20 protein-coding genes are annotated in these 23,194 nt (G+C 71.1%); 4 read left to right on the top strand and 16 right to left on the bottom strand.

From position 1 onward, the window contains the following. Positions 1-11 precede the first annotated feature (11 nt). From FJM51_RS08025 to FJM51_RS08000, 6 genes are all read right to left on the bottom strand, one after another. Positions 12-383 carry a response regulator gene (locus tag FJM51_RS08025; protein ID WP_140453615.1) on the bottom strand — a complete coding sequence of 124 codons (372 nt, stop codon included), beginning with the start codon at positions 381-383 and terminating at the stop codon, positions 12-14. 122 nt (positions 384-505) lie between these two features. Beyond that, positions 506-1,816 (bottom strand): PQQ-dependent sugar dehydrogenase, encoded by a 1,311-nt coding sequence (locus tag FJM51_RS08020; protein WP_210240226.1) that lies wholly within the window; start codon positions 1,814-1,816, stop codon positions 506-508. A gap of 98 nt (positions 1,817-1,914) precedes the next feature. Next, positions 1,915-2,766, bottom strand: a complete 852-nt coding sequence (locus tag FJM51_RS08015) for an alpha/beta fold hydrolase (RefSeq protein ID WP_140453613.1) — start codon at positions 2,764-2,766, stop codon at positions 1,915-1,917. Positions 2,767-2,868: 102 nt separating this feature from the next. Further along, positions 2,869-3,528, bottom strand: a complete 660-nt coding sequence (locus FJM51_RS08010) for a hypothetical protein (RefSeq protein ID WP_140453612.1) — start codon at positions 3,526-3,528, stop codon at positions 2,869-2,871. 71 nt (positions 3,529-3,599) lie between these two features. Then, positions 3,600-4,697: an FUSC family protein gene (locus FJM51_RS08005; RefSeq protein ID WP_140453611.1), complete on the bottom strand. Its 1,098-nt coding sequence runs from the start codon at positions 4,695-4,697 to the stop codon at positions 3,600-3,602. Between the two features lie 100 nt (positions 4,698-4,797). Then, positions 4,798-5,925: a carboxylate-amine ligase gene (locus tag FJM51_RS08000; protein ID WP_140453610.1), complete on the bottom strand. Its 1,128-nt coding sequence runs from the start codon at positions 5,923-5,925 to the stop codon at positions 4,798-4,800. A gap of 189 nt (positions 5,926-6,114) precedes the next feature. Here FJM51_RS08000 and FJM51_RS07995 point away from each other — a divergent pair, with 189 nt between their 5' ends. After that, positions 6,115-6,966: a BON domain-containing protein gene (locus tag FJM51_RS07995; RefSeq protein WP_140453609.1), complete on the top strand. Its 852-nt coding sequence runs from the start codon at positions 6,115-6,117 to the stop codon at positions 6,964-6,966. Between the two features lie 74 nt (positions 6,967-7,040). After that, positions 7,041-7,664 carry a cysteine hydrolase family protein gene (locus FJM51_RS07990; RefSeq protein ID WP_140453608.1) on the top strand — a complete coding sequence of 208 codons (624 nt, stop codon included), beginning with the start codon at positions 7,041-7,043 and terminating at the stop codon, positions 7,662-7,664. An 8-nt stretch (positions 7,665-7,672) separates the two neighbouring features. Here FJM51_RS07990 and FJM51_RS07985 read toward each other — a convergent pair whose 3' ends face one another. Both FJM51_RS07985 and FJM51_RS07980 read right to left on the bottom strand, forming a co-directional pair. After that, complete coding sequence (locus tag FJM51_RS07985) at positions 7,673-8,629, bottom strand: DNA topoisomerase IB (protein WP_181164484.1); 957 nt, start codon at positions 8,627-8,629, stop codon at positions 7,673-7,675. An 87-nt stretch (positions 8,630-8,716) separates the two neighbouring features. Beyond that, positions 8,717-11,014 (bottom strand): FdhF/YdeP family oxidoreductase, encoded by a 2,298-nt coding sequence (locus tag FJM51_RS07980; RefSeq protein WP_140453607.1) that lies wholly within the window; start codon positions 11,012-11,014, stop codon positions 8,717-8,719. A gap of 268 nt (positions 11,015-11,282) precedes the next feature. On the opposite strand from FJM51_RS07980, the gene FJM51_RS07975 reads away from it, so the two are divergent. Beyond that, positions 11,283-12,281 carry a hypothetical protein gene (locus FJM51_RS07975; protein WP_140453606.1) on the top strand — a complete coding sequence of 333 codons (999 nt, stop codon included), beginning with the start codon at positions 11,283-11,285 and terminating at the stop codon, positions 12,279-12,281. Between the two features lie 6 nt (positions 12,282-12,287). Here FJM51_RS07975 and FJM51_RS07970 read toward each other — a convergent pair whose 3' ends face one another. Together FJM51_RS07970 and FJM51_RS07965 are read right to left on the bottom strand one after the other, a co-directional pair. After that, complete coding sequence (locus FJM51_RS07970) at positions 12,288-15,428, bottom strand: efflux RND transporter permease subunit (protein WP_140453605.1); 3,141 nt, start codon at positions 15,426-15,428, stop codon at positions 12,288-12,290. Between the two features lie 7 nt (positions 15,429-15,435). After that, positions 15,436-16,548, bottom strand: coding sequence for an efflux RND transporter periplasmic adaptor subunit (locus tag FJM51_RS07965; protein ID WP_210240225.1), 1,113 nt, complete (start codon positions 16,546-16,548; stop codon positions 15,436-15,438). Between the two features lie 234 nt (positions 16,549-16,782). On the opposite strand from FJM51_RS07965, the gene FJM51_RS07960 reads away from it, so the two are divergent. Beyond that, entirely contained in the window at positions 16,783-17,457 is a 675-nt protein-coding gene (locus FJM51_RS07960) for a nitroreductase (RefSeq protein ID WP_140453604.1), read from the top strand. Between the two features lie 9 nt (positions 17,458-17,466). Here the strand turns inward: FJM51_RS07960 and FJM51_RS07955 are convergent, their stop codons facing one another. The 6 genes from FJM51_RS07955 to FJM51_RS07930 all read right to left on the bottom strand — a co-directional run bounded on the left by FJM51_RS07955 (position 17,467) and on the right by FJM51_RS07930 (position 23,061). Next, positions 17,467-18,576, bottom strand: a complete 1,110-nt coding sequence (locus FJM51_RS07955; protein ID WP_140453603.1) for a thiolase family protein — start codon at positions 18,574-18,576, stop codon at positions 17,467-17,469. Continuing rightward, entirely contained in the window at positions 18,573-19,736 is a 1,164-nt protein-coding gene (locus tag FJM51_RS07950; protein WP_140453602.1) for an AMP-binding protein, read from the bottom strand. The genes FJM51_RS07955 and FJM51_RS07950 overlap by 4 nt, the downstream gene beginning before the upstream one ends. Then, positions 19,733-20,308 carry a biotin transporter BioY gene (locus tag FJM51_RS07945; RefSeq protein WP_140453601.1) on the bottom strand — a complete coding sequence of 192 codons (576 nt, stop codon included), beginning with the start codon at positions 20,306-20,308 and terminating at the stop codon, positions 19,733-19,735. Before FJM51_RS07945 ends, FJM51_RS07950 begins: the two co-directional genes overlap by 4 nt. 4 nt (positions 20,309-20,312) lie before the next feature. Beyond that, positions 20,313-20,930, bottom strand: a complete 618-nt coding sequence (locus FJM51_RS07940; RefSeq protein ID WP_140453600.1) for an energy-coupling factor transporter transmembrane component T family protein — start codon at positions 20,928-20,930, stop codon at positions 20,313-20,315. After that, positions 20,905-21,639, bottom strand: a complete 735-nt coding sequence (locus FJM51_RS07935; RefSeq protein WP_140453743.1) for an energy-coupling factor ABC transporter ATP-binding protein — start codon at positions 21,637-21,639, stop codon at positions 20,905-20,907. The genes FJM51_RS07940 and FJM51_RS07935 overlap by 26 nt, the downstream gene beginning before the upstream one ends. A gap of 168 nt (positions 21,640-21,807) precedes the next feature. Further along, the gene (locus FJM51_RS07930) at positions 21,808-23,061 is read right to left on the bottom strand and encodes a replication initiation protein (RefSeq protein WP_140453599.1); all 1,254 of its coding nucleotides are present in this window, start codon (positions 23,059-23,061) and stop codon (positions 21,808-21,810) included. Between the last annotated feature and the right edge of the window lie 133 nt (positions 23,062-23,194).

Below are 23,194 nucleotides of genomic sequence, written 5' to 3'. Positions count from 1 at the left end.
CCCCCGGCGCCTCAGCCCCGCGCCGCGAGCGCCTCGAGCGCCGCGGTCAGCGCGCCCATCTCGAACGGCTTCAGCAGCTTCGGGACCGCCTCGAAACGCTCCGGAATACGTGCCGCGTCGTAGCCGGTGGCGAAGACGAAGGGGATGCCCCGCGCCATCAGCGCCTCGGCGAGTTCATAGACGGTCACATCGCGCAGATTGACGTCGAGCACCGCGAGATCCGGCGACCGACCGTCGCCGATCAGCCGCAGCCCGTCGGCCAGCGACGCCGCCGGGCCGAGCACCACGGCGCCCGCCGCCTCGAGACCGCGCCGCAGATCGTCGGCCAGGTAGTATTCGTCTTCCACGACAAGCACCGTCCGCCCGCGCAACAGATCCGGCATCCTTCACCTCTTTTCCACACGATCTAGAGGTGTGGCGGGCGCCGGAAATTAAACTGTGTTAATGCGAGACCCTCCCAAGCGCATCACGCTTGGGTGTCACGTCCTCGCGCAGCGCGCGCGGGCTATGGCCGCTCCTCCTCCCCGGTCGCCCGCGTGACCCGCCAGACCCGGCCCCCCACGTCATCGGCGACCAGCAGCGCGCCCTGGCGGTCGATCGCCACGCCGACCGGCCGGCCATGCGCGGTATCCTCCGCGCCGAGGAAGCCCGTCAGCACGTCCCGGGGCGGCCCGGCGGGCGCGCCGTTCGCGAAGGGCACGAAGATCACCTTGTAGCCGCTGCGCGGCAGTCGGTTCCAGGAGCCGTGCTGTCCGACGAAGGCGCCGTCGCGATACGCGGGTCCGAGCGCGCCGCCCTTGGCGAAAGCGAGCCCGAGCGAGGCGGTATGCGGCCCGAGCGCGTAATCCGGCACGATCGCCTTCGCGGCGAGATCGGGCCGCGCCGGTTCGACCCGCGGATCCGGATGGGCGCCGTAGTAGCTCCAGGGCCAGCCGTAGAAGCCGCCGTCGCGCACATGGGTCATGTAATCGGGCACGAGGTCGCTTCCCAGTTCGTCGCGCTCGTTGACCGCGACCCAGAGCGCGCCGCTGTCGGGCTGCCAGGCAAGGCCGTTGGGATTGCGCAACCCCGATGCGAACTGCCGGATGCTCCCGGTCGCGAGGTCGATCTCGAGGATTCCCGCCCGCCCCGCCTCCGCCTCCAGGCCGTTCTCGCCGGCGTTGCTGTTGGAGCCGACGGTGACATAGAGCCCGCGCCCGTCCGGACTGGCGATCACGTCCTTGGTCCAGTGATGGTTGATCGGGCCGGCGGGCAGGTCCGCGATCCTCACGCCCGGCGCCGTGATCCGGGTGTCGCCGGTCCAATACGGGAAGGCGAGCAGCGCGTCGGTATCCGCGACATAGAGCCGGCCCCGCGACAGGGTCATGCCGAAGGGCGAATTGAGCCCTTCGAGCAGCGTCGAACGCAGCTCCGCGACGCCGTCGCCATCGCGGTCGCGCAGGAGCGTGATCCGGTTCGCGCTCGGCCGCCCCGCGCCAGCCCGGCCCATCACCGCCTTCATCACCCAGGCCTTGGGATCGAAACCCGTCTCGTCGTGCCTCGCGGGCGCGTCAGTCTCCGCCACGAGCACATCGCCGTTCGGCAGGACGTGAAGCCAGCGCGGATGGTCGAGCCCCGCCGCGAACGCCCGGACCGCGAGACCGGGAGCCGCGGTCGGGCCGCCGCCTTCGGGCCAGGGATCGGCCCGGGCGATGTGGACCGAGGGAAGGACGCTCTCGCGCGGTGGCGGCAGGACCGGGTCGGGACCGTAGCCCCGCGCGATCGGAACCGTTGCCCGCGCATCCGCGCAGGCGGCGAGCAGGGTCGCGGCGAACACCCAGAGCGCGCACCGCGCGCACCGCGCGCTGTCGCGCAGGGCGCCGGCCTCCCCTCTCCGGCGGGGCCTTCCCTGCCCGCTCCCCGGCCCCGCCGTGCTCATCTGGTCCGGAGGGAGTTCAGGAAGCGGATGAGCGCCCCGTTGAAGGCGCGCGCGTGGCTCACGTTGCAGCCGTGCGGCGCCGCTTCGAGCACGACGAGTTCGCTCCCGGGAATCGCCGCGTGGGTGAGCGCGCCGGATCCTTCGAGGGGCACGATCGCATCCGCGTCGCCGTGGATCACGAGGGTGGGCACGGTGATCCGCCTCAGGTCATCGCGGAAATCCGTCGCGCCGAAGGCCTTCATGCAGCCGAGCGCGGCCTTCTGGTCCGAGAGGCGGCAGAGCGCCATCGCATCCTCGCGCTCGTCCTCGGACACTTCGAGCCGGCCGTTGGCCGAGAAGAAGGTCCGGGTGAAGTCCTGGAAGAACGCCTCCCGGTCCGCCGCGAGCCCCGCTTCCATCTCCCCGGCCGCCGCCGGGGCGAGCGGGCCGTCGGGATTGTCGGCGGTCCGCATGAGATAGGGCGGAACGGCGGCGGCGAAGACCACCGCGCGCAGCCTGTCCTCGCCATGGTTCGCCACGTAGCGCGCGACCTCGCCACCGCCCATGGAAAAGCCGACGAGCGTCACGTCGCGCAGATCCTTCTTGACGATCAGGCGGTGGAGATCCGCCGCGAGCGTGTCGTAATCGAACCCCTCCTCCGGCCGGTCGGACTGGCCGAAGCCCCGCCGGTCGTAGGTGACGACGCGAAAGCCCGCGTCATGCAGCGGGCGGATCTGTTTCTCCCAGGCCGCCCCCGACAGGGGCCAGCCATGGATCAGCACGACCGTCGGGCCGTCGCCGCCCCAGTCCTCGGTGTAGAGCCTGACGACCCCGGCCTCCGGCGCGGTCGGAGCAAGAACGTTGGTCATCGTGTTTCCTCGCATTTCGAATTCCAGCGACAAACCGGCGGAACCCGCCGGTTGTTCCGGAGATCGGACCGGAGAGGCATCCCCGCGCGGCGCGGCGGACCCTCACGGGCGCGGATCCCGCGTCGCGAGCCATTCCGCGTAGCCTTGGAATGCCGCCTCCCTCAGATCCAGCGCGGCGTCGCCCGCGAGGGCGCGCAGGGCGGAGTCGAGGCTTCGGGAGGCGAGGTCGATGCGCGAGCCGCCGGACCGCTCTCCCGCGTAGGCCTCGACGCCGAAGGTCCACCATTCCTCGGCGGCGACCACCACGCGCGTCAGTTCCACCGCGCAGCCGATCTCGGGCAGTTCTTCCCCGCCGACCGGCTCCTCGCCCGAGTCTCCGGCGCCAAGCCGGATCTCCCGCGCCTCGGGGAGCGTCGCGAAGGCGCGGAGCCAGCGGGTCTTCGTGACCTCGACCGTCGGCTGGCCGTCGATGCCGAGCGTATCGGAGCGCCACTTGGCGAATACCTGGGGAAAGGCCGAGGTCTGGCCGAGCCCGCGGGCCCGCGGCAGGGCGTCGACGAGCCCCTTCAGTTCCAGCCCGTCCCCGCCGCTCCGGCGCTTGATCCCGAGGGTCGGGTCCGGGGGCGCGAGATAGGCGTCTGTCCGCGTCCGCCCGCCGCCCGCCGCCCAGGCGAAGGGACCGCCGGTCCCGCGGAACCAGGCCGTGAGGTCGTCCGGGGCCCGCCCTCTCCGGAACCAGCGCAATTCGACCGAGATTCGCATGCGACACTCCTCAGGCCGCCGCCCCCTCAAAGCGTCCGGCGCGAGGGACGGGTGGTCTCGCCCCGCCGCGCTCAGCCGCCTCCGAGGGCGAGCGGGTTCGTGTTCCGCGCCGTGCCCCCGGCGGGCGCGGCGACGCCGGCGGCGCGGACCAGCCGTGCCAGCTGGTCGAGCCTGAGCTCCACCTCGGAGATCGCGAAGAGCAGCGCGTGCAGCGCCCGCGCGCCGGGCGCGGCGGGCTCCTCTTGCGCGACGATGGCCTCGATACGCGCGCGCGCCGCCGCCGCCGCCGCCGCGACGTCGGCGGTTCCCGGGCGGTGATCCGGATCGCGGATCGCGGCGGCGATCAGGTCGAGCTCATGCTCGGCCCGCCGCTCCAGTTCGGTGACCGCCGGGTCGAGCGCGCGCGCCGTCCCGGCGTCCAGAACGGGCGTCTCGTCGGCCATGGCGCGGTCGAGGATGACGATCGAGTGCCACAGGCTCTCCACCGCCGTCGTGGCCTCGCGCAGCGCCGTCCCGCTCGGCAGCTTCGGGTCGAAACGGGAGAAGGAAACGCGTTCGAGGCTGGAGACGAGGTGATCGAGGAAGCGCGCGTGCAACGCGTCGGTCTCGCGCCTGTCCCGCTGATCCTTCCGGCCGGTGATCATGCGCAACAGATCGCGGCAATCGGTCACCGCCTCGCCGAGCGTGTGCCGCGCCCGGGTCCGGCCAAGTGTCGGCCAGAGCAGGAAGCTGGTCGCCGCGGCGATGGCCGTGCCGCACAGCACCGCGCCCGCGATCGAGACCGCGTCGGCGACGGAGGGCGTCGGCTCGAGCGCGACGATCGCCGCGGTGGCGGCGGCGTAGCGGACGCCCGGCCAGAGCGTGGCGATCATGTTGGCGATCACCACCGCGACGACGAGTCCGAGCAGCACGGCGCCCGGGGCCCAGCCGGCGGCGAGGCCGAGCGCGACGCCGAGCACCGCGCCGATGATCCGTCCCCGCGCGCTGTAGTAGCTCGCATCCGCGCTGAGGCCGATCGTGAAGAGCGCCGCGATCACCGCCCAGGATTCGTTCTCCGGCCCGAACCAGGGTGCGACGAAATAGGTGACGATCGTCGCGACCGCCGTCTGCGCGCCGGTCCGGACCAGATCGCGCCGGTGATGGCGCAGATATCGCAGCCATGACTTCATGCCGTTCCTTCCCGAACATCGCGCCCGACCGGGCCCTGCCGCGCGCGACCCTCCAACCGCTCGCCGATCGGCTTTGTTCCTTCCGCGCCGCCAACGCGGTTCAGGCGCCGGAAAATTCCTCGATCAGCGCGTCGACCACGGCGCGCAGGGCCGCCTCGTGGTCGCTCCCCGCCTCCCGCCGCCCGGCGTAGACCTGGCGCTGGCGGGTGGCGGACGTGCCCTCCATCGCGATCCGGCGCAGGCCCGACAGTTCCTCGCGGCAGCCGAGGTCCTCGGTGTCGGGGCCGACGAGCTCGATCAGTTCCTCGACGAGCGCCTCGAGATCCGCCGGGCGGCGCCGGCCATGATCGATCAGCCGCGCCTCCGCGCCGTGGCGCTGCGCGCGCCAGCGGTTCTCGAGGATCAGGGTCGGCGGATAGATCCGCCAGCGCTGGTTGGCACGGCGCAGCCGGAAGAGGAAGGCGACCAGCCCCTGGAAGAGCGCGGCGAGCGCGGCGACGTCCTCGAGGCGGGGGCAGACGTCCGTCACGCGCTGCTCCAGCGTCGGGAAGCGCGCGGAGGGGCGGATGTCCCACCAGATCCTGGTCCCGTCCTCGATGCATCCCGTCTCGACGAGATGAGCGACGAGGGCGCGGTATTCGGCGTCGCTCGCCAGCGTGTCGGGCAGGCCCGTCCGGGGCAGCGCGTCCATCACCGTCAGCCGGTAGCAGGCGAGGCGCGTATCCTGGCCCTGCCAGAACGGCGAGGAGGTGCTCAGCGCCAGCAGGTGCGGCAGGAAATAGGTGATCTGGTTCATCAGATCGATCCGCAGATCCGGATCCTCCACGCCGACATGCATGTGCATGCCGCAGATCATCATCCGGCTCGCCGGGGCGCCGATGTCCGACCATATCTCGTCGTAGCGCCGCTTCGGCGTGTGGTGCTGGTCCCGCCAGCGGGCGAACGGATGGGTCGAGGCCGCGATCGCCGCGTAGCCGTGGTTTCGCGCGCATTCCGCGATCGTCGCCCGAAGCGCCCGCAATTCCGCGACGGCCTGGGCGACGGTTTCGCAGGGCCTGGTGCCGACCTCGATCTGGCAGCGCAGGAATTCCGCCGAGACCTGCTCGCCGAGGGCCGCGCGGCATTCCTCGAAGAAGGCCCCGTCCGGCTCAGCCACCAGATCGCGCTCCGCCCGGTCGACGATCAGGTATTCCTCCTCGATCCCGAGGCTGAGGCTCGGTCGGTCCATGCCGCGTCTCCCCGTCGATGGGAATTGAACGCCCGACTCACCGGCGGGTTCAATCACGCGCCCGCCGATCAGCAAAGGCCCGCCCGTCGAAAACGGGGGGGCGCCTTCGGGAACATTGCCCAGCCCTTCCTGTTGGGCGGGGGAGCGGATCCCAAGGCCGGGATCACCGCTCGAGAAGGAGGAACTCCAATGAGAACCGATTGGGAGAATCGCGGACGCTACGGACGCGGCGGCTATGACGACGACTACGGACGCGGGCGGGGAGCTTCGGATCGCGACTGGTCGGATCGGGCGGGAGACGAGATGCGCTCCTGGTTCGGCGACGACGACGCGCGCCGCCGGCGCCGGATGGACGACGAACGGGACTATGGCCGGCGGGGCCCGCGCGACTACGGCTTCGCCGAGGGTTACGGGGAAGGCGACCGCGGCTATCGGAGCGAATATGGCGACTATGGCGCGGGCCGGGGTTACGAGGGCGGCGGCGCCTTCGGGGGCGGCTTCCGCGAGGACCGGATTCCCCGCTACGACCGCGGCGGAGGGTCGCGCGGCGGATATGGCCGCGGATACGGTGGCGGCTACGCCCGCGGCTATGGCGCGGGCTACGGTGCCGGCCACGGCGGCGGTTACGGTGGCCGCGCCGGCTCGCGCGACGAGGAGCGGGGCTTCATGGAGCGCGCGGGCGACGAGATCGCCTCCTGGTTCGGCGACGACGACGCGCAGCGCCGTCGCGACATGGACAGTCACCGCGGACGCGGGCCGAAGAACTACACCCGGTCGGACGAGCGGATCCGCGAAGACGTCAACGACCGCCTGTCGGAAGACTCGCGGCTCGACGCGCGGGAGATCGAGGTGTCGGTGAGCGGCGGCGAGGTCACGCTTCAGGGCAGCATCGGCGAGCGGTTCGAAAAGCGCCGCGCCGAGGACATCGCCGAGGACGTGCTGGGCGTGACGCATGTCCAGAACAACCTGCGCGTCAAGACGCGCGAGGACCGCTCCGTTTCCACCACCACCACCGGCGGCGGCTCGACCCCGGCCATGTGAGCCGGGAAGCGTCCGGCCCCCTCGTCCGGGGCCGGCTCGCACGCACGATGCTGCGAAGGAATGGAGGCCGCGACATGGCACTCGACGAGAACGGCGATCCTCCCCGCGGAACCGACTGGGTCCACCTCTGCGTGGACATGCAGCGGCTGTTCTGGCCGGGCACGGACTGGGGGCTGGACTGGATGCCCCGGATCGCGCCGCGCGTGGCCGCCTTCTGCGAGCGGCACCCGGGCCGCGCGATCTTCACCCGATTCATCCCGCTCCGCCGGGCCTCGGACGGCGAGGGCACGTGGCAGGCCTATTACGAGAAGTGGGATGCGATGACGCTCGACCGGCTCGCCCCCGGCATGGTCGATCTCATCCCGGAACTGGAACGCGCCGCCGCTGACGCCGAGGTGATCGACAAGCACGTCTACTCCCCCTGGGTGGAGACCGATCTCGACGACCGGTTACGCGCGCGCGGGTGCCGGACGCTCGTCGTCACCGGGGGCGAGACGGACATGTGCGTTCTCTCCACCGTGCTCGGCGCGGTCGACAGGGGGTACCGGGTTCTCCTGGCCAGGGACGGGCTCTGCTCCTCCTCCGACGAGGCGCATGACGCGACGCTCGATCTCTTCCGGCGCCGGTTCCGCCTGCATGTCGAGATCGTCGCCCTCGCGGATCTGGACGCGAGAAGCGAGGCTCCGGTCGCCGAATAGTCGCGGGCTCAGTCGAGCAGCGCGAGCAGCCCGGTCTCCGCGGGGGAGAGCCCCTCGAGCGGCGCGGGCAAGGCGGCGGGTTCGGCGCCGACGAGATCGAGCACCTTCGGATGAATGTAGCTCTCGCGCGCCACCGCGGGCGTGTTGCCGAGCCGTTCGGCGGCGGCGGCGGCGAGCGCCCCGATGCCGGCGGAGGGGTTCTCGCGATGGGCCTCGAAAGCGGCGAGGGTGCCCGACCAGGTCCGGAACACCTTCGAAGTGAAGGGTCCCTCGCCCAGATCGGCGAGATAGGCGTTGAGCCCCTGCGACGTGATCGGCCGGACCTCGCCCTCGTCGTCGATCCAGGTGAAGAGCAGCGTCCCGGGCAGGTCACGGGCGCGCGTGAGCGCGCGCATCAGGCGGCGGTCCCTGATCGTGCGCGTCACCCGTTTGCCTCCCTTGGCGACCCAGGAGAGCCGCAGCGCCCCGCCGACGAGTCGCAGATGCCGTCGCCTCAGCGTCGTGGCGCCATAGGTGTTGTTCTCGGCCGCGTAGCTCGCGGTCCCCACCCGGACGGCAAGCTCGTCGATGAGGAGCGCGGCGGCGGCGAGCGCGAAACGCTCGCTTCCCGTGCGCGCGCGCAGGTCATGGGCGATGCCCGCGCGGATCACCGGCAGCGCATGACCGAAGCCCGCGAGGCTTTCGTACTTGGTCTCGGCCCGGGCCAGCGCCCAGTCGGGATGGTAGCGGTACTGCTTGCGCCGGCGCGCGTCGTAGCCGGTGGCCATCAGATGGCCGTTCGGCTTCGGCGTCATCCAGACGTCTTCGTAGGCCGGCGGGATCGCCATCGCCTCCAGCCGGCGCCGCTCCGCCCCGCGGGCGATGGTCGTCCCGTCCGGAGCGACATAGCTGAAGCCGCGCCCGCTGCGCTTGCGGGCGATGCCGGGCATCGAGTCGGGATAATAGATCAGGCCGCCGGGCATCATCGCGACATCCGTCCCCGCGCCATGGAAGTGAACGCCGTCCGCCCCAACGCCAGTCCCGGCGCCCGGTTCCCGCGCGCCGGATCCCGGTCAGGGCTCCCGCGCCGCCACCCCCTCGGCCTCGATCCGGACCGGCACGGCCTTGCTCGCCGGCGTCTTCGAGAGCTCGTCGTGGTGGGAGAGCGGGATGAGGACGTTGCATTCGGGGAAGTAGGATACGATGGTGCCCCTCGGCAGGTCGTAGGGGATCACCGCGAGTCCGCCGAGCCGCCGGTCCTCCCCATCGTCGAAATCGCAGACGAGCGTGACGCGCTGATCGCGGTGAAGGCCCGCCTCCGCGATGTCCGCCTCGCTCATCAGGATCACGTCGCGCGTGCCCTCGATGCCCCGGAACCGGTCCGAATAGCCGTAGATCGTCGTGTTGAACTGATCGTTCGAGCGCACCGTCACCAGCCGGTAGCGCCCCGGCGCGTCGTCGAAATCGAGCGAATTCAGCCGCTCCGGCGTCGTGAACACCGCCTTGCCGCTCTCGGTCCTCCACTCGCGGCGGTGCGCGCCGATGTCGCGGTGGAAGCCTCCCGGCTCGAAGAGCCGTTCGTTGAATCCCTTGAAATCGTCGGGGTAGGTCTCCTCGATCAGGTCGCGGACCTTGCCGTAATCGGCGGTCCAATCGTCCCATTTCACCTTCGGATTGGGTTCGAGCGTCGCCTTCGCGATCCCGGCGACGATGGCGAGTTCGCTCATGAGCCTGTCCGACGCCGGCTCCCGGTGGCCGGTGGAGCCGTGGATCATCGCGAAGCTTTCCTCGATGCTCACCGCTTGCGGTCCGCCTTCCTGCACGTCCTCCTCGGCCCGGCTGAGGCAGGGCAGGATGTAGGCGACCTTGCCCGGGAAGAGATGGGAGCGGTTGAGCTTCGTCGAGACCATCACGGTCAGCTCCTGCCGCGGCCAGCAGGCTTCCATCAGGTTCCGGTCCGGGACCGCGCGCACCAGATTGCCGCCGAGGCTGATCGTCGCCCTGACCGAGCCTTCCGCCAGTCCCTTGACCGCGTCGACGATATGCGTGCCGTCCTTCTCCGGCGGCTCGAAGCCGAACAACTCGCGGAGCTTGTCCATCGGAACGAGCTTCGTCTTCTCGGCGATGCCGACGGTGCGCTGGCCCTGCACGTTCGAATGACCGCGGACCGGCGTGATGCCGGCGCCGGGGCGCCCGACGTTGCCGCGCAGCAGCATCAAATTCGTCAGCATCGCGATGTTGAGCCATCCGCCCGCCTGCTGCGTCAGACCCATCCCGTAGGCGGCGATCACCTTGTCGGTGGAGAGGTACATCGCCGCCGCCGCGCGCAGCGCCTCCTCGGTCAGGGCCGACTCGCGTTCGATCTCCGCCCATCCGGTCGCGCGCATCGCGGCGGCGAAGTCCTCGAACCCGGTCGTGTGCTCCTCGATGAAGGCGGTGTCGAGGACGCGGGCGCCGCCGTCCCGCCGGGCAGCGTCGTCGGCCTCGAGCACCGCCTTGCAGAGCCCGGCCAGCGCCGCGACGTCGCCGCCGGCCCGGACCTGGTGGTACTGGTCGGAGATCACCGTCTCCTTGCCGGTCAGCATCGCCGTCATGTCCTGGGGATCGATAAAGGAGACAAGCCCCTGTTCGCGCATCGGATTGAAGCTGATGATGTGGCCGCCCCGATCCTTGACCGCCTTCATCGGATGCAGGAACCGCGGCGAGCAGGTCCCGGGGTTCTGGCCGAAGAACATGAGGAGGTCGGTCTGTTCGAGATCCTCCCAGACGATCGTGCCGACCGGGGAGCCGATCACCCGCTTCAGGCCGACGCTGGTCGTCTCGTGGCACATGTTGGAGCTCTGCGGCAGGTTGTTGCAGCCGTAGAGTCGCGCGAGCAGGGCATAGAGATAGGAGGCTTCGAGGCCGGCGTGGCCGGAGGCGTAGAAGACGACGGATTCGTGATCGAGCCGTCGGAGCGTCGCGCCGATCTCGGCGAAGGCCTCCTCCCAGCCCGTCTCCACGTAGCGGTCGGTCGCCGCGTCGTAGCGCATCGGCGCGGTCAGCCGCCCCTCCGCCTCGAGGTCGTGATCCTTCCAGCCGCGCAGTTCCTCCACCGTGTGCCCCTCGAAGAACTCGGGCCGGCAGCGGTGGGTGGTGAGTTCCCACAGCGTCATCTTCGCGCCGTTCTCGCAGAATTCGAACGCGTGGTAGTTCGCGGGCTTCGGCCAGGCGCAGGACATGCACATGAACCCGTGGGGCTTGTTCTGCCGCCGCAGCGTGTCGAGCGCGGCGATCTCGCTGTCGGCCGCGCCGTAAATCCTGGCGAGACCGCGCAGCGACCCCCATCCGCCGGCCGGCCCCGATTCCTCGGGCAGATCCTTCGTCTTCATCGCATGCCTCCTTCGCTCGGCGGATCGGGGGCGGCGCCCGGAACCCGTCGAAGGCGGCCGCCTTCGTCATGGAACTCCTCCCGACCGCCTTCTCGCGCCCTCGGATGCGAACCGGCGGGCCGGCGGAATGTTCCGGACCTGTGCCTGCTCCCGGGCGGCGCGGAGGAAGCACCCTTTCGTCACCCGCGCCTCACACTCCCGGGAGCGGCGATGGACATCGCCGGCACCCTCCCGCAAGCTTCGCCGCGTTCAGTCTTCGAGAGGTGCCATGATCCGCCCCGCGACCCGCGTCCCGCCGCGCCGTCCCGTACCGCCGCTCGGGCGGCGATGGCCTTGTCACGCGGCGCTCGTCGGCGGGGCGCTGCTCGCCCTGACGAGCCTCGCCGGTGCCGCCACCGCCTCCGAGGGTCCTCCGCGGGCCCGGCCCGATCCGGCGGCGCGCGCGGCGGCCCCCTCCCCTTCCGCCTGCCTGCGCGAGGTCTGGGCGCCGCCGACCGGCGAGATCTGCGCCGCGACATGGGGCATCCTGCCGGCCGCGGGCAGCCACAATACCGAGGCCGAGGACAGGCGCTATTCCTGCGCGACGATGGACGGCGGCACCGTCCTCGCCATCACCTCCCGCGGCGACCGCCCGAACTCGCTGCTCGAATTCGGGCGGGATGTCGGGGGCGGCGGGGATGTGGCGCGCCTGAGCGCCCAGATCTACATCCCCGAGGACTACCAGCCTTATGTGGGCGGCCGGCTCGCTTTCGGTATCCAGATCGGAGACCGGGGATGCGCGAGCGGAGGCTGCCTGCCCGAGGAACAGACCGGCGCGAAGGTGCGGGCGAATTTCCGGGTCTCGGACGACGGCGGTTCCATCGTGCTCGCCGACTATTCCTACCACCTCGACCGCCGCACCAGGCCGCGCATGACGGACTCCCACTGGAAGGGGGGCGAGCGGACGCTCCGCGCGTTCGGCGCGGGCCGGAAGATGACGCGGGCGCTGCCCAAGGGGGAGTGGGTCACGCTGGTGCTCGACGTCACGCTCAACACCCCGGGCAAGGCCGATGGGTCCTCGCTGCTCTCGGCCTATGACGCGAAGGGCCGGCTGATCGATTCCGCCGGATACGCGAACGTGATCTACCGCCCCGATGCGAGCTGGACGATCACCGGACCGGTGATGACGGAGAAATACAACGACACCCGGCCCGGCCCGAAGAACCAGACGATCTACTATCGCGACTACCGGCTCGCGACAGGGGAGCGGGCGGCCTGCGGCGGCTGAGCGCGCTCAGCCATCCGCCGCGGGCGCCCGCCCGGAACCGATCCGCTTCACCCGCTCCCGCGCGCCCTGGAAGATCACGTAGAGCGCCGGGATCAGGAAGATGCCGACCAGCGCGGAGGCGAGCATGCCGCCCGCGACGCCGGTGCCGACCGCGCGCCGGCTCAGCATCGCGGCGCCCGTGGCGGTGACGAGCGGGATGAGGCCCGCGATGAAGGCGAGGCTCGTCATCAGGATCGCGCGGAAGCGCATCCGCGCGCCCCCGAGCGCCGCCTCGACGATCGGCCGCCCGGCCTCGCGCTCCGCCTTGGCGAATTCGACGATCAGGATCGCGTTCTTCGCCGCCAGCGCGATCAGGACGACGAAGCCGATCTGGGCGTAGATGTCGAAGGAGAGGCCCGAGAGCTTCAGCGCGATGAGCGCGCCGCAGACACCGACCGAGACCGAGAGCAGCACCGGAACCGGAATCGTCCAGCTCTCGTAGAGGCCGACGAGGAAGAGATAGGCGAAGACGAGCGCCAGCGCGAGGATGGTCGAGGTCTGCCCCGCCGCCTCGAGCTCCTGCGCCGCGGTGCCGGTCCAGTCGTAGCTGTAGCCCGGCGGCAGCACCTTCGCGCTGATCTCGTCCATCGCCTGGAGCGCCACGCCCGAGGCGACACCGGGCTTCGGGGAGCCGTTGATCGTGACCGAGCGGTAGTTGTTGTAGCGCACGATCGACTGCGGCCCGACCCGGTACTCGACCCGGGCCACCGCCGAGACCGGCACCATCTCGCCCGAGGCGGACCGCACGTGGATCCGGCCGATGTCGTCCACGCTGGCGCGGTCCGACTGCGCCGCCGTCACGTTCACCTGCCAGGTCCGGCCGTAGAGGTTGAAGTCGTTGACATAGATCGTGCCGAGCGTGCCCTGCAGCGCGGTGAAGAGATCGCTGACCGCGACGCCCAGCGTCTGCAGGCGCTCCCGGTCGAGATCGAGATAGAGTCGCGGCGTCGAGGCCGAGAAGGTGGAGAAGGTCGGCCCGAGGCGGGGATCCTGGCTCGCCGCGACCGAGATCGCGCCGGCGACGCTCGCGAGATCGGCCGGAGAGCGTCCTTCGAGATCGAGCAGCTGGTATTCGAAGCCCGATCCGGTACCGAGGCCGATGATCGGCGGCAGGTTGAAGGCGAAGACCTGCGCCTCGCGGATCGCCGTGCCCTGCAAGAGCGCGGTCCGGATCGCGGCGAAGGCGCTCGCGCCCGGATCGGTCCGCTCGTCGAAGGGCTTCAGGCCGACGATGGCGAAGGCGCTGTTGGAGGCCGCGAGCCCGTCGAGGAAGCTGTAGCCGGTGACGGTGACGACATTCTCGACCCCTTCGATGCCCGCGAGCATCGTCTCGACCTTCTTCACCGCCGCCGCCGTGCGGTTGACCGAGGAGCCCTGCGGCGTCCGGATCTCGACGAAGAACGCCCCCTGGTCCTCGGCCGGCAGGAAGCCCGAGGGCACAGCGCGCAGGAGCGCGCCGGCGCCGACGAAGGCGAGCGCGAGCAGCGCGAGGCCGAGCACTGCGCGCCGCGCGATCAACCCGGCGACCCTCACATAGCCGTCGCGCGCGTCGTCGATCCGGCGCGAGATCCAGCCGAGCGGCCCGCGCTTCGGCCCGTGACTGGGTTTCAGAAGCACGGCGCAGAGCGCGGGGCTCAGCGTCAGAGCGTTGATCGCCGAGATCACCATCGCGACCGAGACCGCCACCGCGAACTGCTGGAAGAGCTGCCCCGACAGGCCCGGGATGAAGGCGACCGGTACGAAGACCGAGAGCAGCACCAGCGTGATCGCCACGATCGCCCCGGTGATCTCCCCCATCGCCTCGTGCGCGGCCTCCCGCGCGGTCATGCCGGGGTTTTCCTCCATCACCCGCTCGACATTCTCGACGACGACGATCGCGTCGTCGACCACGATCCCGATCGCGAGCACGAGCGCGAGGAGCGAGACGGTGTTGAGCGAGAAGCCGAGCGCGAGCATCACCGCGAAGGTGCCGATCAGCGCGACGGGAACCGCGATCAGCGGGATCATCGTCGCGCGGACATTGCCGAGGAAGAGGAAGACGACGATGATCACGAGGCCGAAGGCCTCGAAGAGCGTGCGCTTGACCTCCGCCACGCTCGCCTTCACGAAAGCCGTCGTGTCGTAGACGGTCGTTACCCGCATGCCCTCGGGAAAGCTCCGTTCCAGCCGAGCCAGCGCCGCCTCGACCCCCTGTCCCGCCGCGAGCGCGTTGGCGCCGGGAAGCTGGTATATGCCGATCATCGCCGTGGGCTTGCCGTCGAGCGCGGCCGAGACGTCCGAGGTCTGCGCGCCGAGCTCGACCTTCGCCACGTCGCGGATCCGCACGAAGGACCCGTCGGGCATCGCGCGCAGCACGACATCGCCGAATTCCTTCGGATCCGTGAGCCGCCCCTCGGTCGTCAGGTTGAGCTGGAACAGCGGATCGTCGGTCATCGGCTGCGCGCCGATCCTGCCGATCGCCGCCTGGACGTTCTGCTCCTTCAGCGCGGCGACGACATCCTGCGGCTGCAGGCCGAGATTCGTCATCCGGTCGATGTCGAGCACCATCCGCATCGAATAGTCGAGCGCCCCGAAGAGCGAGGCGTCGCCGACACCCGGCACGCGTTTCAGCGTGTCGAGAACGTTGATCGTCGCGTAGTTCGACAGGAAGAGCCCGTCCTGCTTCGGATCGTCGGAGGTGATGGCGAAGACCTGCAGCAGCGCCGAGGACTGCTTCTTGACGCTGACGCCGGTCGCCTTGACCTCCGAGGGCAGGCCCGCCGTCGCGAGCGAGACCCGGTTCTGCACGTTGACGGTCGCGATGTCGGGATCGGTGCCGACCTCGAAGGTCACGGTGAGCTTGTAGGAGCCGTCCGCGCCGCTGGTCGACTTCATGTAGAGCATGTCGTCGACGCCGACGACCTGGCTCTCGATCGGCTGCGCCACCGTGGTCTCGACCACGTCCGCCCCCGCGCCGGGATAGGTCGCGGAAACCACCACCTGCGGCGGCACGATGTCGGGATACTGTGCGATCGGCAGCGCGCGCAGCGCGATCAGCCCCGCGAGGGTCAGCACGATCGAGATGACGGCGGCGAGCCGCGGGCGGGAGATGAAGACGTCGGACAGCATCTCCGGATCAGCCCGCCTGGCCGGTGGCCGCGTCGACCGTTATGCCGGGCCGGACCTTGTTGATGCCGTCCACGATGACATTCTCGCCCTCCTTGAGCCCGGAGGTGATCACGATCCGGTCGAGCTGGGTCGCCCCGGTCTCGACGCGCCTGAGTTCGACCTTCGACTGGGCGTCCACGACGAGGACGAAGGCGCCCATCTGGTCGCGCTGCACCGCCTGCCGGGGTATCGTCAGATCCGCCTCCGGGGTCTTGGCCTCGAGCGTCACGTTGACGAGCGCGTTGTCGCGCAGGATCCGGTCGGGATTGGCAAAGGTCGCGCGCAGCGTGATCGTGTCCGTGCCCTGCTGCACGGTCGGCGCCACGAAATCGAGCGAGCCGGCCTGCGCGAAGGGAGTGCCGTTGGCAAGCGTCAGATGGACCGCGCCGAGCGCGGTCGCCTTGCCGGCGGCGATCCTCTCCTGATAGTCGAGCACGGTAGCGGTGGCGACGGGGAAGGTCACGTAGATCGGATCGAGCTGCGTCAGCGTGGTGAGCGCGCCGCTTTCGGGACCGACGAGCGCGCCCACGTCGACCGCGCTCAGCCCGATGATGCCGTCGAAGGGCGCGGTGATCTCGGTATAGGAGAGCTTGAGCTTCGCCTGGTCGAGCGTGGCCTCGAGCTGGGCGAGCTGGCCCTCGGCCTGCCCGACCGAGGCCGTCGCGAAGTCGAGTTCGTTCTCGGCGACCGCCTGCTGGCGCACCAGCTGCCGCTTGCGGTCCTGCTCCAGCTTCGCGAAATCGAGCGAGGCCTGGGCCGACTGGATCGAACCCTCGGTCGCCGCGACCGCGGCGCGGTAATCGGTATCCTCGATCCGGTAGAGCACGTCGCCCGCCTTGACCTGGGCGCCCTCGCGGAAGTTCATCTGTTCGAGAAAGCCGGTGACCCGGGCGCGGATGTCGACGCGCTGGGTCGCCACCGCCCGCCCGGTGAAGCCCGCCGTTCCGCGGACCTGCGTCATCTCCGCCGGCGCCACCGTCACCGCGGGTTTCGGCGCGGCGGTCTGGGCGCCCGCGGCGCCGGCGATGAGCAGCGAAAGCGAAATCAACGCCGCGCGGAGCGAACTCGCACGTGCCATCATGCCAACGGCCTCTTTCCCGAAAACGTTCGCAAAAGTTGTGGCATGCTCGGCGCGGCCGTGACAACGGCGAATTCGTGCCCGCGTCTTCGGCACGCTCCAAAAGCGTCTTGCGATACCTCAAGAAAGAAACGGCTTCCGGCATTTCAACCGGACGGCGTGCGGCCGGAGCCGGCTTGACCTCCCCGGCATGCCACCGTTAGGCAGACCTTCAATCTGGGATCCGCGAGGCGGGGAATGCGGGACGATTTCGGTTCGCTGATGCGGCGCAGGCGCTCGGTCCGGGCCTATCTCGACCGGCCCGTCGCGCGCGAGTCGATCGAGGAGATCCTCCGCCTGGCCCGGATGGCGCCGAGCGGGGCCAATCTCCAGCCGGGTACCTTTCATGTGCTGACCGGCGCGCCGCTTGGCGATCTCGTCGCGCGGCTCGACGCCGCGCTGGCCGAGGGACTGCCCGAGACGGCGGAATATTCCTATTTTCCCGAGCCGATGCCCGCGCCGCTCAGGGCACGACAGCGGGCGGCGGGCTACGCGCTCTACCGCGCGCTCGGGATCGGGCGGCGCGACGTGGAGGGGCGGCGGCGGCAGTTCCGGCGCAACTACGCCTTCTTCGGCGCCCCGGTGGGCATCGTCGTGACGATCGACCGGAACATGGGCAAGGGCTGCTTCATGGACCTCGGGATGAGCCTGATGGCGCTCCTGCTGGCGGCGGAGGCGCGCGGGCTTGGCGCGACCGGCATCGGCGCGCTCGCCAATTACGCGCCGACGGTGCATCGTTTCCTCGACCTGCCCGAGGAGGAGATGGTCGTCTGCGGCGTCGCGCTCGGCTGGCCCGATCCCGGGGCGGCGGAAAACGCCGTGCGCACCGAGCGCGAGGATCTGCCGGCCTACGCCAGCTTTCGCGGCTTCTAGCGTCCCGGCTCAGGCCAGCCGTTCGAGCGCGACGGCGGTGCCGAGCCCGCCCGCCGCGGCGATGGCGGCGAGCCCGCTCTCGCCCGGGCCGAGTTCATGGACCAGCCGCGTCAGGTTGATCGCGCCGGAGGCGCCGATCGGATGACCCCGCGCGAGGGCGCCCCCGCCCCGGTTGACGCGCGCCGCCGGCAGGCCGGCCAGCCGGGCGCAGGCGATGGCCTGGACCGCGAAGGCCTCCATGAGCTCGACCGCCGCGAAGACCGCGGGTTCCAGCCCGGTCTCCTCCAGCACCGCGCGGATGGCGGGGACCGGGGCGAGGCCCGGCAGCGCGGGATCGGCGCCCAGCGTCGCACCCGCCAGGACGCGCAGCCTCGGCGTGGACAGGCGCCGGGCGATCCGGTCCGAGACCAGGAGACAGAAGGCCGCGCCATCGGCGGCGACGGCGGTGTTGGCGGTGGTCACACCGCCCGCGAGGACCGGCGCGCGGGCGCAGATGCGCGCCGTGATCCGGCGGGCGAAGGGATCGGCTTCGATCCCGGACAGGGGCACGATCTCCGCCGGCAACCGCGGCGCGGCCGCCAGAGCGCGCGCATGGCTGGCGATCGCCCATGCGTCCTGCTCCTCGCGGGAGATGCCGAGCCTTTCCGCCAGCGCCCCGGCAGCCTCGGCCATTCCCGGATCGCGGTCGGGCCAGGGAGTGAACGGCGGCTGGTCGTAGGGAACGGCTTCCCCCCCGCCGGGATCGGTACGCAGGCGCGAGGGCCGGCGGGAGTAGCTCTCGGCGCCGCCCGCGGCGATCACCTCATGCCTCCCGGCGCGGATCAACGCGTCGGCGAGCAGGATGGCGTCCATGCCCCCGACGCATTGCCGGTCGACCGAGAGCCCCCCTACCCGCTCCGGCAGACCCGCCGCCAGCGCCGCCAGCCGCGCCGGATTGCCGCCGCCCCCGAGCGCGTTGGCGAGGATCACCTCGTCGACGGCCTCGCGCCCCAGCCCCGCGTCTTCGAGCAGCGCGGCGATGACCGGCGCGGCCAGCTGGTGAATTTCAAGCAGCCGGAAGCCGCCGCCGCGCGGGACGACGGCGAGTCGGCGGGCGCCGACGATGACGGGGCCGGTCATGGCGCGGGGCCGACCATGCGCGCGAGCGCCGCGAGATCCGGCTTGCCGGAGGCGAGCGCCGGAAGGCGCGGCAGGAAGAGCACGCGGCGCGGCCCGGCATGCTCGCCCAGGGCGTCGCGGCAGGCGCGGCCGAGCAGCGCGGCGCGCGCCGCGTCCTCCCCGCCCTCGACGATGGCGACGACGGCCTGGCCGCGCAGCGCGTCCGGGACCGCGACGGCGGCGCAGACGCCCGCGCCCGCGGCCGTCAGCGCGGCCTCGATATCCTCGAGGAACAGCGTGCGGTCGGCGACGGTGACCATCCGGCTCTCGCGTCCGCGCAGGAAGAGATGGCCCGCCGCGTCGAGCATACCGATGTCGCCGGTGCCGAGATGGCCATCCTCCCGAGGCGGCGAGGGCAGGTCGGCTTCGGCGTAGCCGTCGAAGAGATAGGGGCTCGCGACGAAGACGCGTCCCCCCGCGCCGAGGCGGATGCTCACCTCCGGATAGGCCCGCCCGACCGAGCCCACCGGCGTGGCGGCGTCCGCGATCGTGATGAAGCTCGTTTCCGAGGCGCCGTAGAACTCCCGGACCACCGCGCCGGGACAGAGCGCGGCCACCCCCGCGCGGCAGGCGGCGTCGAGCTTGCCGCCACCGGAGAAGACATGGGTGACCGCGGGCAGCCTCGCCTCCCCCGCCGCGAGCAGGAGCCGCCGCAGTTGCGTCGGCGTGGCATAAAGGACACTGACGCGCGCCGCGGCCAGCCGCGCGATCTGGCTCCGCGGGCCGTCGCCGGCGAGCACGGCGACGCGCGCCCCGAGTTGCAGCGCCTCGAGCGTGGCGTAGAGCGACAGGGAATGCCCCAGTTCGCCCAGCACGCCGTAGCAGTCGCGGGCGGAGAGCCCGAACGTGGCCCGGTTGACTTCGAAACTCGCGATCCAAGATCCATGGCTCCGCCGGATCGTCTTGACCCGCCCCCCGGAGCCGGAACTCTGGCAGCAGAGGACCGGCGCCGGCTCCGGGCCGGCGGCGCGAATGCCGGCTTGGCTCGCATGGATCGGCAGGCCGCGGGCGAGGCAGTCGAGCAGTGCCCGAAGGGCGGGCGCGTTCCGGTCGCGCCCGCCGCTCTCGATCACCGCGCCGGGCCGGGCGGGCGCGAAGGCGCGCCGCGTCGCGTCGCTCACAGGCGCCGGTCGCCCGCGCCCGCGACGCCCCGGTGCCAAGCGAGCGTCTCCGGCCGCACCTTCGACAGCGCCTGCACCAGCATCCCGGTGATCGCCGCCTTCAGCAGGTCGCCCGGGATGAAGACTGCGACCAGCGCGAACGCCTCGCCGAGGCTCTTGCCCGTGACGAGCGCGAGCCCCGCCGCGCCGAGCAGGTAGAGGACCACGATCCCGCCGAAGACGGCGCCGAGCCCCGCCCTCAGCCCCGCGAGCGGCAGCCGGACGCGCTCGACGAAGAGCCCGGTGGCGAAGGCCGCGACCGGGAAGCCGAGCGCGAAGCCCGCCGTCGGCGAGACGAAGACGCCGAGCCCGCCACGCCCGCCCGCGAGAAGTGGCAGGCCGAGGGCGACGAGCAGGATGAAGAGGCCGACCGCCGCCGCGCCCCGGCGGGCGCCGAGCACCGCGCCGGCCAGCATGACGCCGAGCGACTGCGCGGTGATCGGCACGCCGAAGCCGAGCGTGATCTGCGGGACCAGCCCGAGCGCCGCGATCATCGCGGCGAAGAGGGCGATCCGGGCTATGTTGTGTTCCATGCGGTTACTCCTGTTGCGAAATGCCAATCGGGCCGCCCCGGGCGCGCAAAGCTTCACCGACGCGGTCGGCGTCGTCCAGCGCGCGAAGGGTGAGAGGCAGGACCAGCCGCCAGCCGGGGCGGTGGCGGGACCGGGCGCGCCACGCCAGCGCCAGCGTCTCGGCATGGGCGACCAGGACGGGGGTGAAGCGGATCACCAGGGGGATCGCGGTTTCCAGCGGATAGGTGGGCAGGCCGAGCCGGCGCAGCGGCGCGGTCAGGCGGCGGACGAGCTCGACCAGATCCTCGAGACCGGTGGTCATCGTCACCAGATTGGCGAGCGCGATCAGCGTGACCATGCGCAGCGTGATGAGCACCCCGGCGCGCAGGTCTCCCGTCGCCGCGTGCCAGACGATGAGCACGGCGGCGAAGGGCAGCGCCACGCGCAATCCGCGCAGGCCAGCGCGGAGGAAGATCCGTCCCGGCGCGGCGTAGAGCGCGAGCGCGAGGAGCAGCGCCACGAGATGGACGGCGAGGCTGTCGGTCAGGAACAGCCCGGTCGAGGCGAGGCAGAGCGCGCCGAGCTTCCATCCCGCCGGCCAGCGGTGCGCGCGGGTCTCAATCGGCGAAGTCAGCGATATCATCGAGATCCCCCAGCCGGATCATCTCGGCCCTGAACTCGGGCAGCAGATGCGCGGCCTCTCCCCGCGCGACGATCCGCCCGCGGTCCAGCCAGAACAGCTCGTCGCACTCCGCGAGATCGCCGGGTTCGTGCGAGATGTGCAGGAGCCGCGTGTCGGCCCGCCGCAGATAGCGGCCGAGCTGGCGCCGCGTCGGAATGTCGAGGCCCGCGTAGGGCTCGTCGAGGATCAGCAGGCGCGGGCGCATGGCGAGCACCGCCATCATGCAGACCAGATGCTTCTGCCCCTGCGATAGGGCCGAGATCGGCGCGTCCTTCCAGTGCGCCTTGTCGAAGGACCGCAGGACGGCCCCGCAGCCCTCCTCCGCCTCGGCCCTGCTCCGTCCCTGCTGGCGCAAGCCGAAGGCGATCTCCTCGCCGACGCGGGGAAAGATGATCTGGTGCTCGGGGTTCTGGAAGAGGATGCCGACCGTGCGCAGCGCCGCGCGGCGGTCGCGGAAGAGATCGATTCCGGCGACGCGGATGCGCCCGCTGCTCGGCGCCAGAAGCCCGGCCAGGAGCCGCGCCAGCGTGCTCTTGCCCGAGCCGTTGCGCCCGACGATGCCGATGTGGCGGCTCGAGGAGCGCAGCGTGACGCCGGACAGGACCGCGCGACCCGCGACCTCATAGCCGAGGTCGTCGAGCTGGATCGTCCACGCGGCCTCTCCGCCCATCTGCAACCCGTTCACCTCCGGAATTCCCGAGCCGCGGTGGCGGACAGCGTTTTCCGGCGCCTCTTTAATCCGATGCCCCCCGACAGGAAAGCCCGCCCTTCGAAGGAGAGCGGGCCCGCGTGCCAGGGCTCGAACTGACCTACAGGGCCGCCCGCGCCTTGGGAGGCATCAGTCGAGCCCGTCGAAGATCCCGGGCTCGAGTTCCTCCCAGAAGGCGAGGATCGCGCGCGCGTTGAGCGCGGAATTCCAGCCGTGCTCGCGGAAATGCTCGGCGTCGAGCGCGTCGCGGAGGCCGGCGGCGAAGAGCTTGCGATCGGCGTCGCGCCGCGTCGGTGTGCGGGCGGCGGCCGCGTCGCGCACACGCCGGAGCCGCGCCGCGCGCTGGCCCCGCTCCCGCTCCGCCACGCGGTCCTCGCCTGCTTCCAGCCGTTGCTCCTTCGGATCGCGCGTCAGCCGCTCCGGCGCCGCCTCCGTCGCAGGCGCGGGCCCGAAACCATCGCGCAGCGCGGCGGAGAGATAGCGCAGCGGGCTGCGCACGCTCCCCTGCCCTTCAACGTAGGCGAGCTTCTCCGCCACCTGCCCCTCTCCATGCTCGGCGATCCACTGCCGCGCCAGCCGGTCGCCGACGCCGAGCCCGATCAGCCGCGCATAGACCGCGCCGCCGCGCACCGCCTCGCCGTCGTCGATCTCGAACATCGCGAGTTGCGGGTTCTCGCGGATGCGGAACCGGATCTCCTCGACCGCCCTGCCCCTCCGGCGGAACTCGGGCGCGACGATGATGTTGGAGCCGCGGTTGATCTCGGCGACCGAGGGCTTGATGATCTTCGCGTTGAGATGCTTGAACGTCTCGTAATAGGCGGAGCCGTCCACGCCCATCAGCCGCCGGAACAATGCGATCTCCCACCAGCCGGTGGATCCGGTCCTGACGAAACGGTAGCAGTTCTCGTAGAGCGCCAGCGCATGGCCGGAGGTGAAGCGGCGCTGGATGTTGAGATTGATCAGCGCGAAAACCTTGGGATCGTGCAGCTTCTCCGCGAGCGCCGGGGAATAGGCGTATTCGCAGACGCCCTCCTTCAGCTTCGCATAGGAGAGCAGCGCCGAGACGCCCCACTCCTGCCGCCCGCGCTCGTCGAGCATGTCCCATTCGGCGACCGTTTCCGCCAGACCACGCAGGGCCGTCTTCAGCGTTTCCGTGTCGTTCGAATTGTAGCCGATCATCAGGCAGAGCGCCCGTGCGTCGATCCGGTGCGACGGCTTCGACAGCAGATCGTCATAGGCATTGAGGAGCAGCACGTTCGAGAGCTTGCGCTGCAGCAGCGTGAGCTTTCCGGAGACATGGATCGCCGCCACGTTCTTCTTGACCGCGCTCCGCCGCAACGGCCCGGTCAGCCTGTCCCGCTGGATGTCCATCGTCGTGCCCATGCGCGCCTGCTCTCTTTTGGAGGGAGCGTGACAGAACCACCGAGGCTCCGCAAGCACCCGGGAACCAGGTCCGCGCAGGTACCTCGGGGGCCTCCTTCCGGCGAAATCCTCTTGATGGACGCTCCCGTATACA

This window comes from Amaricoccus solimangrovi (genome assembly GCF_006385685.1).
GTDB classification, from domain to species: domain Bacteria; phylum Pseudomonadota; class Alphaproteobacteria; order Rhodobacterales; family Rhodobacteraceae; genus Amaricoccus; species Amaricoccus solimangrovi.
This window is presented reverse-complemented; position numbering and strand designations above follow the sequence as displayed.